The sequence below is a fragment of the Lutimonas saemankumensis genome (assembly GCF_020171465.1).
Taxonomy (GTDB): Bacteria; Bacteroidota; Bacteroidia; order Flavobacteriales; family Flavobacteriaceae; genus Lutimonas; species Lutimonas saemankumensis.
In genome coordinates this window covers 649,405-664,459 of sequence record NZ_JAIUZR010000004.1, presented here as the reverse complement: position 1 = coordinate 664,459, position 15,055 = coordinate 649,405, and the positions used below count along the sequence as shown (strand labels likewise).

The following is a 15,055-nucleotide window of genomic DNA, read 5'->3' as shown; positions in this document are numbered from 1 at the left end:
ATCTAAATAAACGACAGTTCGGAGCCATCGACTTCTTTGACTTCCACAACTTTATTGGATTTATAGGTAACTTCTTTTACTGATTCTTCACCTACCATATACCATTTACCTTCTTTCACTCCGTTATTATAAAGAGCAACAACTTTCACCTTACCCTCTTCATTATATCGAATCCACTTGTCATGAAGTTTATCATCCTTAAAAAAACCAACTTCTTTTACCATTCCATTATCGTGATAATAGGTGGCTTTTACCAGATCATCCTGCTTTTCAAAGGTAGGTTCTATACTTTGTGCCGAGGCTGTAATTGTCATCAAAACACATATAACGAGGCTTGCCAGAAACTTTTTCATAATTTTCAATATTTCCTTTTAATAGGGTAAATTTACAAAATTAACATAAAATATACAATAAGTTTACAATAACTTAACATTGGAAAGCCACTGGTTATTGTGTGATAAAGTGATTATCTTATAAAAATACTGACCTAAACGGCTTTATTTAAGGTAAATGAAAAGATGCTACCGGTTCCAGGTTCGCTCTCAACCAATACCTCCTGGTCATGAGCTTCTATAATGTGCTTAACAATGGCAAGCCCCAAGCCCGACCCTCCCTGATCCCTTGATCGACTTTTGTCTACTCGGTAAAATCTTTCGAATAATCTAGGGAGATTTTCTTTTTGGATTCCAACACCGTCATCCTCGAATTTAATGATCATCTGATGAACAGAATGAGCTTCTATGCTCACCAGCGTGCTTCCTCCTGGTTTGCCGTATTTAATAGAATTTGAAATTAAATTTATGGCCACCTGTTCTATTTTTTCTTTATCGGCTCTCACCATAATAGGAAATTCATAGGGCTCCTTAAAATCAATTCGAATATTTTTTTTGCCGGCTTTTAGTTCGAATAATTCAAAAACATCTGCAAGGGTCTTAACAATGTTGAAATCACTTTGTTCAAGTTTCATTCCAGATTCCAAACGAGCAATCATGTCGAGGTCCTTAACAATATAACCAAGTCTTTCTATACTTTTATTTGTTCTTTCGAGATACTTTCTCCTTAAGTCAGGATCTTCAATGGAATTGTCCAGGACCGTTAGCAGGTAACCCTGAGCCGTAAATAAGGGTGTTTTCAATTCATGAGAAACATCTCCTAAAAAATCCTTTCTGAAGTCATCTCTGTCATGTAACTGTTCGATTTCCTGATGTTTGGTTTCGGCGAATTTTATAATTTTTTGGATAAAGCGTTCAAAATCCAATTCGCTGCTTCGGTTTTTTAGAACCGGTTCATTTTCAAATAGATTGGATTCGTAGACACGTTGCAATTGCAAATAGATAAATTTCTTCATCTGAGATATAAAGAGCAGATAAATCAATATGAAGTAAACAATCACCGCAAGCACGATCTGAAATATACCCATATTAAAAAAAAACCAAAGGAGAATTCCTGTAACTACCAGGATAAAAACGGCGATCAGCCCTGTCTTCAGAGCTTGCTTTTGCAGAAGCGATAATTTCATTCCCAAATATACGGGAACCAGGCCTTAAACTACAAATTTATAACCAACTCCTTTTATGGTTCGTATGAAGTCGTCACCAATTTTTTCACGAAGTTTTCTGATATGAACATCTATTGTTCTCCCGCCTACGATCACATCCTGACCCCAAACGGTTTTGAGAATAATTTCCCTGTTAAAGACTTTATTAGGAACGCTGGCCAACAAACAGAGTAATTCAAACTCTTTTCTGGGAAGGGTAATTTCCTGTCCGTTTATTTCTACAAAGTACTGATCCTTATTGATTGTAATTCCATCAAATTGAAGTATGTTCTCTTGTTTTTCTTCTTTTGAACTCAAACGCCTGAGCAGCCCCCTGACCTTACTCACAAGAACTTTTGGTTTAACGGGTTTTGTAATATAATCGTCGGCCCCTGCTTCGAATCCTGCAACCTGAGAGTAGTCTTCGCCGCGTGCAGTAAAAAAAGCGATAATTACATTTTCCAGACCTTCAATATTTCTTATTTTTTCACAGGCTTCAATACCATCCATTTCGGGCATCATTATGTCCAATAGAATCAAATGAGGTCTAATTACCTTGGCATTGATAACCGCTTCACTTCCATTACTGGATTTAAAAACTTGATAGCCCTCTTTTTGAAGATGAAAACCCACGATTTCCAAAATATCGGGTTCATCGTCAACCAGCAAAATCTTAATCGATCCATTATCCATACAACTTTTCTTTAGATAAAATCATATACAAAAATAGGCAAATTTGACCCTTTTCCATGTAGTTAACAATAACTTAATATAGTAACACTGTGTATTTGATTTATTGATTGAGTTTTAAAAAGCACTTAACATTTCTGTAACATATGATCTTCAAATTTGCAACAGAAATTTTAAATCAATTATTCTAACAAAGTCTAAAAAATGAAAAAATTAATTCTTTCAACACTATTTGTAACATTTGCCTTTATAAGCAGCTGCAGCGATGAAGCGAGAGTTACATCTACTTGCTTTAATGGTATTCAAGATGGTACCGAAACAGGGGTTGATTGCGGGGGGCCTGATTGTGCCCCATGTCCAACATGTGACGATGGTATTCAAAACGGAGGAGAAACGGGAATTGACTGTGGAGGACCTGATTGTGCTCCGTGTGAGGGCTTGATTGTAAAGTCCGGAATGTTAACCGCAAACGAAAAATGGACTTCAAACAATATTTATCAATTATCAGGAAAAGTTGTAGTAGATGACGGGGTTACCCTGGAAATTGAACCGGGAACCATTATCAAAGGGCAGCAAGGAATAGGATCTTTGGCTTCTGCCTTGATCGTTGCCAGAGGAGGTAAAATTATGGCCATAGGAACCGCAGAGAACCCTATTGTCTTTACCTCAGTTCAAGATAATATATCTATAGGCCAAAAGGCTGGTACCAACTTAAGTGAACTCGACCAGGGTCTTTGGGGTGGAGTATTGATCCTCGGGTACGCCCCTGGGTCATTTAAAGGCGACGTTAAAGAGGTTCAGATCGAAGGTATTCCAGCCGGTGATACATACGGATTGTACGGAGGAGAAGATCCGGAAGACGATTCAGGGGTTTTCCAGTATGTTTCTATTCGTCATGGTGGAGCCTTGATTGGAGAAGGAAATGAAATCAATGGTTTGACCTTAGGTGGTGTCGGAACAGGTACGGTAATCAACAATGTTGAAGTTGTAGCCAATGTAGATGACGGAATAGAGTACTTCGGTGGAACTGTAAATACTGAAAATATGCTGGTATGGGCTCAGGGAGATGACGGTTTGGACATCGATCAGGGATATCAAGGGACAATTAGTAACTCGGTGGTGATTTTAGGTAACTCTTCGGACCATGGTTTGGAAATCGATGGGCCTGAAGGTTCTTCCCCGGGAGAATTTACATTGAACAATATTACTTTAATTGGAAATCCAGATACCCCAGGTGGAGAATATGCGGATTACAGAAGCCTTGCAATGGGTGCTTCAAACAATATCTACGCGTATGGTTTTAAAGATGCTGCGGATGTGGAGTTAGACAATAATGGTGTTTCTCAGAAATTTTTGGATGGAAAGTTGACCTTTTCCAATTGGGAGATCGTTGGTTTTGACAACTCGATCTTTGTAGAAAAGGTTGCCAAAGACGACAATGATGAACCTATTGAAGAAAAAATCATTGTAAACCCTGACTTTACGGAAAGGGCAGCGGAATGGACAACTCAGGTTGAGCTAGGTGCAAATACAGTGGGAGCCGATCTTGGAGATTTCAATTGGACTTACGCAAAAGGTAAGGGTGCTTTCTAAAGCATATAATAAAACAAAAAATTAACGGGCAATTGCTCACCTGTATGAAGGTGAGCAATTCGTCTGTAAACGGAAACAAAACAAACGAAGAGTACTAACAATTATGAAAAGAGTAATTTTAATATTATCGGCAATGTTACTTTGGTCATCAGGGATGTTTGCCCAAACAGGTGAATTGTCAGGTAAAGTGATCGATAAGGAGTATAATGATGTACTGCCTTTTGCCAATGTCATTGTTAAAGAGAATGGAACCGGAACAACGACCGATTTTGAAGGAGCTTATTCCATAAAACTGGAACCAGGGGTCTATACTGTGGTATTTTCTTTTATCGGTTATGAAACAGCTGAAATTTCTGAAGTTGTGATCAAAGAAAATGAGATTACCGAAGTTAATGCGAGCATCGGGCCATTGAGCAATGAGTTGGAGGAAGTAGTGGTAAAAGCCACCACACAAGAAAACACAGAAGCTTCTTTATTAAACGTTCAAAAGAAATCCATCAATCTTTTAGATGGAATTTCAGCCCAAACTTTTAGTAAAATAGGGGCAAGTAATTCAGCCAAAGCGGTTAAAAGCGTTCCCGGCGTTTCTGTTCAGGGAGGTAAATATGTATATGTCAGGGGGCTTGGAGACCGCTACACCAAATCCATTTTAAACGGAGTTGATATTCCAGGATTAGATCCGGATCGTAATACAATACAAATGGACATATTCCCTACGAATATATTGGACAATATCCAGGTGGTAAAGTCTTTTACTGCTGATTATCCTGCAGATTTCACAGGAGGAACTGTGAATATCATAACCAAGGACTTTCCAAATAAGGAAGAATACAGTGTTTCAATAGGAGCTGAGTATAATCCGAGTATGCACTTTAATAAAGATTATCTGGGTTCAGCAAAAAGTAACTCCGAATTACTGGGATTTGATGGTGGCCTGCGTTCAAACCCGATCCCTCCGGACGTGAACATACCACCTCCTTCTGCCCAAAACCCAGCTACTTCATACTGGACTTCACAGTTTAACCCAGAAATGGCGGCAAAGAGGGAGACTAGTTTTATGAATACAAATCTGGGTTTAACCGCGGGTAACTTGTATGACGTAGGAAAAGGGGGTAACAAATTGGGTTATCAGTTCGCCGGTTCCTATCGAAACGATTATATCTATTATGAAGATTATAAAAACGGGAACTGGAGAAAGTTTGCCGATAAATCGATCAATGAAATGGATCCGGATAAATTGCAAAACGGTGACCTAGCCAAAAACAATATTCTTTGGAACGTATTGGCCGGGCTTACGTTTAAGACAGATAAAAGTAAATACAAACTCTCAGGTCTCCATATTCAGAATGGGGTATCAACGGCAGGGTATCTAAGACAGGAAATCTTATTTTCCGATGCCGTTACTATTTTCAAGGATAATCTGGAGTATACGCAGAGCCAGATAACGAACCTTTTGTTAAATGGAAAGCACTCAAATGAAGACGGAACCTGGAACATTGAATGGAAGCTTTCTCCGACCCTTTCAAAAATTAATGACAAAGACATCCGTGTTGCACCTTTTGAATATGATTCCGATACAGGAGATTATTTTTTAAGTCCAAGTTCGGCAGGTAGTCCATTGCGTATCTGGAGAGACCTTGAAGAGGTAAATCTGGTGGGTAAACTAGACCTTACCAAACGACATGACCTTTTTGGAAGGAGTGCCCGATTGCTTTTTGGAGGTCAGTATACCTACAAGCAGCGTGATTTTACCATTCAGCAATACCAAATAAGGTATCAGGGAGGTACTGGTGTTGAGTTTGAGGGAGATGCGGACGAGATTCTGAACCCGAAGAATATCTGGACTGTTAGCACGAGACGAGGAACTTTCGCAGAAGGAAATTTCGAGCCTACTAATACCTTCGATGCAAATATGAATGTTGCTGCGGCATACGTATCTGAAGAATTTCAGATCACGGACAAGTTAAAGTCCATTATCGGTCTTAGATTTGAAAAATTTGACTTGTACTATACAGGTACCAACAACCAGGGAGATGTTGTACTAGACAATGAAAAGATTCTTGACAAGGCAGACCTGTTCCCTTCTGCAAACTTCATTTATGCGTTAAATGACGAATCAAATTTGAGACTGGCCTATGGCCGAACCACTGCGAGGCCTTCTTTCAAAGAAGCATCGATAACACAGATTTTTGACCCGATCTCAAGTACTACCTTTAATGGAAATATTGATCTTCAGCCTACTTATGTGGATAATCTTGACTTAAGATGGGAACGATTTGGAGAGCAAGCACAGATGTTTGCGGTGAGTTTGTTTTACAAGAATTTCAAAGATCCAATAGAATTGTCGTACTTCCTTTCTGCTTCTGACCAGTTCATCCCGGTAAATACCGATAAGGCCCAAGTATATGGGGCTGAATTTGAAATGCGAAAAAACTTTGGATTCATTGGTGGCGAAAGCTGGGAGGATTTCAGCTTCAATCTGAACTTCTCGTTAATTGAGTCCCAGCTTGAAATGTCTGATGCTGAATATGAAAGAAGACTTTTAAGCGCTCGTGATGGAGAAACCATTAGTGACACAAGAGAGATGCAAGGGCAATCTCCTTACCTGGTCAACTTTGGATTGAACTATGCAAATGATGAGAATGGATGGCAAACAAGCCTGTTTTATAATGTACAAGGTAAAACTTTGCAGGTAGTGGGTACAGGTGACGTTCCTGACGCATATACTATGCCATTCAACAGCCTGGATTTTATCTTGAATAAGAGCTTTGGAGAAGACTTTAGTTCGAACATTAGCTTTTCGGTTAAAAACTTACTGGACAGTCAACGAGAGGTACGATATCAGTCTTATGGGGCAGAGGACCAGATCTTCTCAAGCTTTAGCCCCGGTATGGGAATTTCATTGGGATATTCTTACAGATTTTAGAAGAATTAAAGAATCATGAAATAAAAAAGCATTAGTTTCCAGAAACTACCTTAAACAAAACCCTTGTGATTCGAAAACAGAATCACAAGGGCTTTTTCTTTCTCATACTATGTAATTCCGCCTCAAACTATATTTCCATTTTCATGGAAAGCTCAAACCAGCGTTCTTCTTTTTCTTCCAGAGACTGGATAATTTCCTGAAGTTTCACGGATGATTCCTGAATTTGATCCGGTTGGATCTCATTGTTGGAAAACATGTCTTCGATTTCTCTCTTTTTTCGTTCTAACTTAGCGATATCCTTTTCCAGCCTGCTAAACTCCTTTTTTTCTGTGTAGGATAACTGACCGGCCTTTGGTTCAGCTTTTCTGCTATCCTGTTTTTTAATTTTTTCACCCCCTTCAGATGGTTTTGAATCTTCATAAATTCTGTAATCTGAGTAGTTGCCGGGGAAATCAGTAATTCTACTGTTTCCTTCAAAGACAAATAAATGATCCACGATTCGATCCATAAAATAACGATCGTGAGATATGACTACCAAATTACCAGGGAAGTCGAGCAAAAAATTTTCAAGGACCTGTAAGGTTACAATGTCCAGGTCATTAGTGGGTTCATCTAAAATGAGAAAGTTCGGGTTTTGAATCAATACGGTGCAAAGAAACAGGCGTTTTAGCTCTCCACCTGACAGCTTCTCCACATAATCATATTGCTTCTTCCTGTCGAACAGGAAGCGCTCCAGCAATTGGCCTGCACTTATGGTACGGCCCTTGGCAAGGGGTATATAATCACCAAATTCTCTTATGACTTCAATGACCTTCTGACCCGGATTGATTCGTATACCTGATTGAGAATAGTAGCCAAATTTTATGGTATCGCCAATAACAATTTTACCCGAATCCGGTTTCAAGGCCCCGGTGATCATATTGACAAACGTGGATTTACCGGTTCCGTTTTTACCTATAATTCCGATTCGCTCCCCGCGTTTGAAAACATAATCAAATTTGTCGATGAGCAGTTTGTCGTCGAAACTTTTGGAAATGTGATGTAATTCGACCACTTTGCTCCCCAGTCTTTCCATCTGAATTTCCAGCTGAACCTGGTGATCCTTTCTTCTCTGATGCGCAATCTTTTTTATCTCATGGAAGTCATCGATCCTTGATTTTGATTTAGTGGTCCTCGCCTTGGGCTGTCTTCTCATCCATTCCAGCTCCTTTTTAAAAAGGTTCTTTGCCTTGCTGATGGTACTTTGCTCAGCGGTAAGACGTTCTTCCTTTTTCTCCAGAAAATAGGAATAATTGCCTTTGTAACGATAGAGAGATCCATGATCCAATTCGAGGATTTCGTTGCAGACCCGATCCAGAAAATATCGGTCATGAGTTACCATGAATAAGGTGGTATTGGTTTTTTTAAGATACTGTTCCAGCCATTCGATCATTTCCAGGTCAAGATGGTTGGTGGGCTCATCTAAAATCAGGAGTTCTGGCTGGTCGAGCAATATTATAGCCAGTGCAAGACGCTTTTTTTGCCCTCCGGAAAGGGAGGATACTTTTTTATCCAGTTCCTCCAGCTTAAGTTTAAAAAGGATCTGTTTATATTGAGTTTCAAAATCCCAGGCATGATTCTGCTCCATAAGGTCAAAAGCTTTTTGATAAGCTTCTTCATTCTCAGGATTTTTTAAGGCTTTTTCGTACTGCTGGATTATTTTAAGAACTGTATTGTCAGAATTGAATATGGACTCTTCAATGGAAAGCTGTTCATTCAGATCTTCTTTTTGTGAAAGGTAACCTACCCTTAGGTTATTGCGAAGAATTATTTGTCCGGTGTCAGCAGAATCTTCTCCGGCGATTATTTTAAGAAGGGTGGTTTTACCTGTACCGTTTTTCGCAACAAATCCTATTTTCTGATCCTTGTTAATTCCAAATGAAAGATTCTCAAACAGAATACGATCACCAAAGGATTTGGAAATTTGCTCGACGGAGAGGTAATTCACTTATTTTATGTTTTGCTGTTTTAGGTATAATCTTGTCAAGTTCATAAATCCAGGTTAAACTGAAATTACTATCCCTTGAATTGGGAAACAAAATCTTTTTGATATTGATTCCACTGTTCCTGGGTACTTATCGTCTCATGATCGTTATTGAAAAACAGTTTAAGGTATAATTCCAGCTGGCCAGGTGTCTTATAACCGGGAACGGGTAAAAGAGTTTCTCCTTTTTCATTAAAAAATACGATCGTGGGATAGGCTGTTATTTTCAGGGCACTGGCCAACTGATGCTGAGCATTTCTCCCCCTTCTGGAAGGGTCAAAATCAGGGTTCTCAAAAGTGTATCCCTGAAAATTAATCTTTTTGTTTCCTTCTGCATTGAATTTGACGGCATAGAAATTCTGATTGACATACTTAACCACATCAGGGTTTTGGAATGTATTTTTATCGAGCATTTTACAAGGGCCACACCAGGTTGTGTAGACATCCATCATGATCTTTTTTGGATTGACAGCCTGGGCTTCTACAGCTTCTTCAAGACTCATCCAGTTGATTTTTGCTTTTTGAGCCTGTAAGGAAATACTCAAAATAAACACAGCTATTACAAAAACTATCTTCTTCATTTTGTTCAAATTTTCATGGCTTTAGTAGCTATGATCATTGCAAAATTACATAATCAAAACTAAAAAGTTTGTTAAAACGTGTATTAAACAAACTACTTTGAGTTCGAATTATTTTACACCATGCATTAATTTTTTGAGTACCGGATTCAATAAAATTGAAATAAACCCAACCCCTATAGGTACTAATGTAAAGATCAGGAAGAACGTACTTAAGGAATATTGTTCGGATATTTTATCGATCATTCCTCCCATGGTTCCTGCTGCCTTTTGTCCAATGGCAATGGCAAGATACCAGATACCAAACATAAAACCGATCATTCTTGGAGGAACCAGTTTGCTGAGATAAGACAGTCCAACCGGAGAAAGGCATAATTCTCCCATAGTATGCAGTAAATAGGCAAGTACCAAAAAGATCATACTTACTGAAGCAGTTTTGGCTCCTTGCGGAATATTCGCCGTACCAAAAGCTAGAATTGCAAATCCCAGACCCAGAAGGATCAATCCCAGGCCGTATTTAACAGCTGCACTCGGATTGTATTTACTTTCCCACCACCTCGAAAATAAGGGAGCGAGACTAATGATAAAGAAGGAATTCAGAATTCCAAACCAACTCGCATCGATCTGATTGCCTTCCTGAGAAAATTTGTCCATTAATCGATAAATAACCAGTCCCCATACACCGATAAAAGCAATAGCTAATATAATGTTTGAAAAAGGTATTTTGACATAGGTCTTTTTAAACAAAAGAATCAATACCCAGGTAATTATAATCAATGGAACCGTGGTTAGAAGTCCATCGACTATTTTGAATATAATGGCTGAAGTTCCTACAAGGTCCCTGTTTGTGTAATCTCTGGCGAATAAGGTCATGGAACCCAGCGATTGTTCAAATGCGGCGAAAAAGAATACCGTGAACAAACCAAAGATTGCTACTGCTATAATACGGTCCCTAACAATGGGCAAATATCTGGAAACCCTCGTTACCAACAGGACCAGGAATAATAGCAGGGCTCCTAGCACAACAACATTCGAACCACTTAATCCTCCAAGTTCGAAGGGAAGTAAATTGATGCCTTCAATGAGTTCCAGTGGGTGATTGAACAAATAAAGAAGACCTCCAATGGACGATAATACGATCAAAACAAGATCAAATTTTGTAAACGGGTTTAACTTTTCATCAGGGTCTTTTTCTATAACGCTATCAGCCGATTTACTTTCAATCTCCTTTACCTTACTCGGAGATTCTCCAATGGAACCGAAAAGATCCTTTGCGAGCCAAAACTGAAGCATACCGAGAAACATAAAAATACCTGCGAGTCCAAAGCCCCATGACCAGCCAAAATTCTCTGCCAGATATCCACAAAGCATCATTCCAAAAAAAGCTCCTGAGTTTACCCCCATGTAAAAAATTGTATAGGCTCCGTCTTTTTTTGATTCTTTCCCCTTGTACATTGAAGAAATAATAGAAGTGATATTTGGCTTAAAAAAACCAGTTCCAATAACTAATAACCCAAGTCCCAAATAGAGCGACCAAGGAGTTTCAATTGCCATACACGCATGGCCAAGGGTCATGATAAAACAACCAATAACAACGGCCCATTTATAACCCGTATATTTATCGGCTATGAACCCACCAACAATCGGTGTCAGATATAGTAATGAAGCATAAGTCCCGATAAGTGCAAGGGCATTTTCTCTTGGCCATTCCCAACCCGGATTATCACTGATCAGGGGAGCCGTCAAAAATAGTACGAGAAGAATTCTCATTCCGTAGAATGAGAAGCGCTCCCACATCTCTGTAAAAAATAAAATAAAAAGTCCTGCCGGATGCCCTAGGACCCTGTGCTTAAAAAGCTTTTCTATATCGGTATTCATAGATACAATGTTTGAATATTAAAAAAAACCCCTTAAAAGAATTGTTTTCTTAAAAGGGGTATTATGATCAATTATTTGCCGTGGCTACTTTTTCGTCCTCTGTAATTTCATGTTCGTCATCTTCAGCTCCATGTGTGAGTTTCTCGAGTTTTTTTCTAAAGACCAGTACCAGGCCTCCAAAAACAATACAGAACGAGGCAATACCTGTAAATACAGTAAATTCTCCCAGTCCTTCTGCCGATTCTCCCAGCAAACCTGCCAGTTTGTTTCCAAATCCTGTCATTGCAAAATAGATTCCCATCATTAGGGACCCGTATTTCAGAGGAGCTAGCTTTGTAATATATGAAAGAGCAACCGGAGAGATACAGAGTTCACCTACCGTATGGAACAAATAGGCCAATACAAGCCAGTACATCGCGGATGATCCTGCGGTCTCATATTGCGAAGCAGCAGCAGACATAAAAAAGAATCCGGTTCCCATTATGATTAATCCGATGATCATTTTAAACAGAGAAGTTGAAAGCTTGCCCTTTAGTTTTTTCTTTGCCCAGTATGCAGCCACTGTGGTACCTAGAAAAATGATAAACATGGCATTCAAAGATTGAAACCATGATGCAGGAACTTCCCAGCCCATCAACATACGGTTTGTTTTTTCTTTTGCATAGATATTCATCAGTCCTCCTGCCTGTTCAAAGGCACCCCAGAAAATGATAACAAGTAAAAAAGAGATCATAAGTACCACGATCCTGTCTTTTTCAATTTTGGTCAGTGGTTTTTTCATGGCTTCCTTTTCGGCTTTATTCTCAGAAACTCCAAGGAAGTTTCCAACGTTCTTCAAATATTTCTGACCGATTAAATATTGTAACAATCCCATAGCCATACCTATACCTGCTAACCCGAAACCATAATGCCATCCGTGCACTTCTCCAACATAACCCACGATCAAACTCGATAAAAAAGCTCCGATGTTGATTCCTATATAAAAAATAGTAAATCCTTTGTCACGTCTGATGTCTCCTTGTTTATAAAGCCCGCCGACCATGGTAGAAATATTTGGTTTCAGCATACCCACACCGGCAACGATAAGTGCCAATCCGGTATAAAATGCCCAGTATTCTTCAATGGCCAGTATACTGTGCCCTGCAACAAGCAGGATCCCGCCATAAAGAACGGATTTTTTCTGGCCGATAAATTTATCAGCAATCCAACCACCGGGAATTGAAGCGACATATACCAGCATAGTATACCATCCGTATAGAGCCAAAGCCTCACCGTTGGACCAGCCCAAACCTGGGTTGGCATCTGTTGTGGCCTGAACCAGGTATAATACAAGGATTGCCCTCATTCCATAGTATGAGAAACGCTCCCACATTTCAGTAAAAAACAAAATATACAGTCCTACAGGATGTCCAAATAGTTCTTTTTGTTCAGGCGATTTTGCTAAGGATGTCATAAAAGGAATTTTAAATTAGTCGATGATATTTTGCTTTTGTTGAGAAGGCTCTCCCAGCGAACGATCGATAAATGTAGTCATTTTTTTGAAAAGATGAAGTCGGGTGTTTTTGCCTTTATAAATTCCATGTGCTCTGTCAGGATAAATAAAATAATCGAATTCTTTATTTGCCTCTACCAGGGCATTGACCATCTGCATGGCATTTTGAACATGTACGTTGTCATCACCGGTACCATGGATCAACAAGTAATCTCCTTCGAGCATATCCGCAAAATTAACAGGTGAGTTCTCATCATATCCCGAGGCATTTTCCTGCGGGGTCTGCATATACCTTTCCGTGTATACCGTATCGTAGTATCTCCAGTTAGTCACCGGAGCAACGGCAATGGCCATTTTAAATACATCAGCTCCTTTTGTTATGGCAAGGGAACTCATAAAACCTCCATAGCTCCAGCCCCAGATTCCGATTCTGTTTTCATCGATATATGCTCTTTTACCCAATTCTTTAGCGGATTCAATCTGATCCTCTATTTCATATTTTCCTAATTCTTTGTAGGTGACTTTTTTGAAATCTCGTCCTTTGTAACCTGTTCCACGGCCATCAACGCAAGCAACGATATAGTCTTTTTGTGTGAGCATCATATGCCAGTAATCGTGCCTCCAGGCATTGTTCCAACGGTTTGCCACACTTTGAGATCCGGGCCCTGAATACTGAAACATCAGCAGCGGATATTTTTTGTTGGGATCGAAATCAACGGGTTTGATCATCCACATATTGAATTCGCCGTTCTTTGTTTTTATTGTGCTGAACTCCTTTACCGGTAAATTGTATTCGGTCAATCTTTCGGCAAGATTCAGGTTATTTTTTATTTCTTTGATTTCGTTTCCTGTCTTGGCATCAAAGAGTGTATACGAAGTAGGGTTGGTAGCGCTTGAATAGGTATTGACAAAATAATTTAAGCTATTGCTGAAAGCTGCCGAATTGATACCGATATACTTGCTTAATTTCTTCTTTTTCTTCCCGTTTATGTTGATGGAATATATACTTCTGTTTATGGATCCTTCCTCGGTGGATTGATAAAAAACCTTGTTGGATTTTTTATCGAATCCATAATATTGGGTTACTTCCCAGTTTCCTGAAGTAATCTGATTCTTAAGCTCTCCTTCGCTGTTAAAATGATAAAGATGGTTGAATCCGTCTCTTTCACTTTCCCAAATAAAACTGTTATCATCAAGAAAAGTGAGTTTGTAATTTTCATCAACATAGGCCTCATCTTTTTCATTCATGAGTAGTGAGAGGTTTTTACTTTGAGCGTCAAAGGAGATCAAATTCAGATTATTCTGATGTCGATTAAGGGTTGTGATGACAAGCTTGTCAGGATCTTGTGTCCATTGAATACGAGGGATATAGTAGTTCTCAAAACCACTTAGGTCGATTTCAGACAAAGTACCTGAATCCAGATCGAATAAATGAAGTTCTAGTTCAGAATTTATTTCTCCCGCTTTCGGGTACTTAAAGACTTGCTGTGACGGATAAAGACCCTTGCCATAAACATCCATGGAAAATTCGGGAACTTCAGTTTCATCAAATCTGATAAACACAATTTTACTGGAATCAGAATTCCATTCAAAAGCCTTAACTATTGAAAATTCTTCCTCATAAACCCAGTCGGTAATACCATTGATGATCTTGTTGATTTCACCATCTGAAGTGACTTGTTTGACTTCCTTTGAAGAAAGGTCCTTAACGTATAGATTATTCAGATATACGTAGGCTACGAATTTTCCATCTGGTGAAAAGGTAGGCTCCTGGATGTTCTGATCTGAGATCAATTCAAGTGATTTGCTCTGAAGATCATAAACGTAATACTTTCCTTTTTTTGACCGACGGTAAATAGACTCAAGGTTAACTCCAATGATCAACTTTGTTTCATCATCACTAAAGGTGTAGTCTTCAAAATATTTTAGCCCTTCGAGGTCCTTACCTAACACCAGAGTTTCAACTTTTTCCAATGTGCGGTAATCATATTTATCCAAATAAGTTCCGAATGAGTTGTGATTCAAAATGGTGTAAAAGTCACCATTTTTCATCGAATGAAAAGATTGCAGAGACTCTGTACCAAAGGTATTATTGACCCAGATGTCTTCCAGGGTTATATCTTTATTTTGTGCATGTAAGGGTTGAATCAGTAGCAGAAGGAAAATCAGAAGAATTCTCATGTGAACATTTTTGAAATAATTGCCAAGTTTACTAAAAATATATGAATTGAATTCTGATTTTTGGCATAATCTAAATAGTGTGAATAATAATTAGGGTAAATGCTTCATGAGGGTCTTTCAAAACAAATTTTGATATGCAAGAAAGTTTTAAAAAATA

General features: G+C 38.9%; 10 protein-coding genes. 2 read left to right on the top strand and 8 right to left on the bottom strand.

Going from position 1 to position 15,055, the window contains the following annotated elements; all coding sequences use genetic code 11:
* Nucleotides 1–2 precede the first annotated feature (2 nt).
* The 3 genes from LCM02_RS10725 to LCM02_RS10715 all read right to left on the bottom strand — a co-directional run bounded on the left by LCM02_RS10725 (nt 3) and on the right by LCM02_RS10715 (nt 2,230).
* Nucleotides 3–353 (bottom strand): toxin-antitoxin system YwqK family antitoxin, encoded by a 351-nt coding sequence (locus LCM02_RS10725; protein WP_224929378.1) that lies wholly within the window; start codon nt 351–353, stop codon nt 3–5.
* A gap of 134 nt (nt 354–487) precedes the next feature.
* Nucleotides 488–1,519: a sensor histidine kinase gene (locus LCM02_RS10720; RefSeq protein ID WP_224929375.1), complete on the bottom strand. Its 1,032-nt coding sequence runs from the start codon at nt 1,517–1,519 to the stop codon at nt 488–490.
* 24 nt (nt 1,520–1,543) lie between these two features.
* Nucleotides 1,544–2,230: a response regulator transcription factor gene (locus LCM02_RS10715; protein ID WP_224929372.1), complete on the bottom strand. Its 687-nt coding sequence runs from the start codon at nt 2,228–2,230 to the stop codon at nt 1,544–1,546.
* A 201-nt stretch (nt 2,231–2,431) separates the two neighbouring features.
* On the opposite strand from LCM02_RS10715, the gene LCM02_RS10710 reads away from it, so the two are divergent.
* Both LCM02_RS10710 and LCM02_RS10705 read left to right on the top strand, forming a co-directional pair.
* Nucleotides 2,432–3,820: a hypothetical protein gene (locus tag LCM02_RS10710; RefSeq protein WP_224929369.1), complete on the top strand. Its 1,389-nt coding sequence runs from the start codon at nt 2,432–2,434 to the stop codon at nt 3,818–3,820.
* 103 nt (nt 3,821–3,923) lie between these two features.
* Nucleotides 3,924–6,746, top strand: a complete 2,823-nt coding sequence (locus tag LCM02_RS10705; RefSeq protein WP_224929366.1) for a TonB-dependent receptor — start codon at nt 3,924–3,926, stop codon at nt 6,744–6,746.
* Between the two features lie 127 nt (nt 6,747–6,873).
* Here LCM02_RS10705 and LCM02_RS10700 read toward each other — a convergent pair whose 3' ends face one another.
* From LCM02_RS10700 to LCM02_RS10680, 5 genes are all read right to left on the bottom strand, one after another.
* Nucleotides 6,874–8,733: an ABC-F family ATP-binding cassette domain-containing protein gene (locus LCM02_RS10700; protein WP_224929363.1), complete on the bottom strand. Its 1,860-nt coding sequence runs from the start codon at nt 8,731–8,733 to the stop codon at nt 6,874–6,876.
* A 68-nt stretch (nt 8,734–8,801) separates the two neighbouring features.
* Nucleotides 8,802–9,350: a thioredoxin family protein gene (locus LCM02_RS10695; RefSeq protein WP_224929361.1), complete on the bottom strand. Its 549-nt coding sequence runs from the start codon at nt 9,348–9,350 to the stop codon at nt 8,802–8,804.
* Nucleotides 9,351–9,458: 108 nt separating this feature from the next.
* Entirely contained in the window at nt 9,459–11,225 is a 1,767-nt protein-coding gene (locus tag LCM02_RS10690) for a peptide MFS transporter (protein ID WP_224929358.1), read from the bottom strand.
* A gap of 67 nt (nt 11,226–11,292) precedes the next feature.
* Nucleotides 11,293–12,678 carry a peptide MFS transporter gene (locus LCM02_RS10685; protein ID WP_224929355.1) on the bottom strand — a complete coding sequence of 462 codons (1,386 nt, stop codon included), beginning with the start codon at nt 12,676–12,678 and terminating at the stop codon, nt 11,293–11,295.
* Between the two features lie 15 nt (nt 12,679–12,693).
* Nucleotides 12,694–14,898, bottom strand: a complete 2,205-nt coding sequence (locus LCM02_RS10680) for a S9 family peptidase (protein ID WP_224929352.1) — start codon at nt 14,896–14,898, stop codon at nt 12,694–12,696.
* Nucleotides 14,899–15,055 lie beyond the last annotated feature (157 nt).

Coding starts and splice junctions, on each gene's coding strand:
- LCM02_RS10725 (WP_224929378.1), bottom strand. CDS start 353: ATGAAAAAGTTTCTGGCAAGCCTCGTTATATGTGTTTTGATGACAATT.
- LCM02_RS10720 (WP_224929375.1), bottom strand. CDS start 1,519: ATGAAATTATCGCTTCTGCAAAAGCAAGCTCTGAAGACAGGGCTGATC.
- LCM02_RS10715 (WP_224929372.1), bottom strand. CDS start 2,230: ATGGATAATGGATCGATTAAGATTTTGCTGGTTGACGATGAACCCGAT.
- LCM02_RS10710 (WP_224929369.1), top strand. CDS start 2,432: ATGAAAAAATTAATTCTTTCAACACTATTTGTAACATTTGCCTTTATA.
- LCM02_RS10705 (WP_224929366.1), top strand. CDS start 3,924: ATGAAAAGAGTAATTTTAATATTATCGGCAATGTTACTTTGGTCATCA.
- LCM02_RS10695 (WP_224929361.1), bottom strand. CDS start 9,350: ATGAAGAAGATAGTTTTTGTAATAGCTGTGTTTATTTTGAGTATTTCC.
- LCM02_RS10690 (WP_224929358.1), bottom strand. CDS start 11,225: ATGAATACCGATATAGAAAAGCTTTTTAAGCACAGGGTCCTAGGGCAT.
- LCM02_RS10685 (WP_224929355.1), bottom strand. CDS start 12,678: ATGACATCCTTAGCAAAATCGCCTGAACAAAAAGAACTATTTGGACAT.
- LCM02_RS10680 (WP_224929352.1), bottom strand. CDS start 14,898: ATGAGAATTCTTCTGATTTTCCTTCTGCTACTGATTCAACCCTTACAT.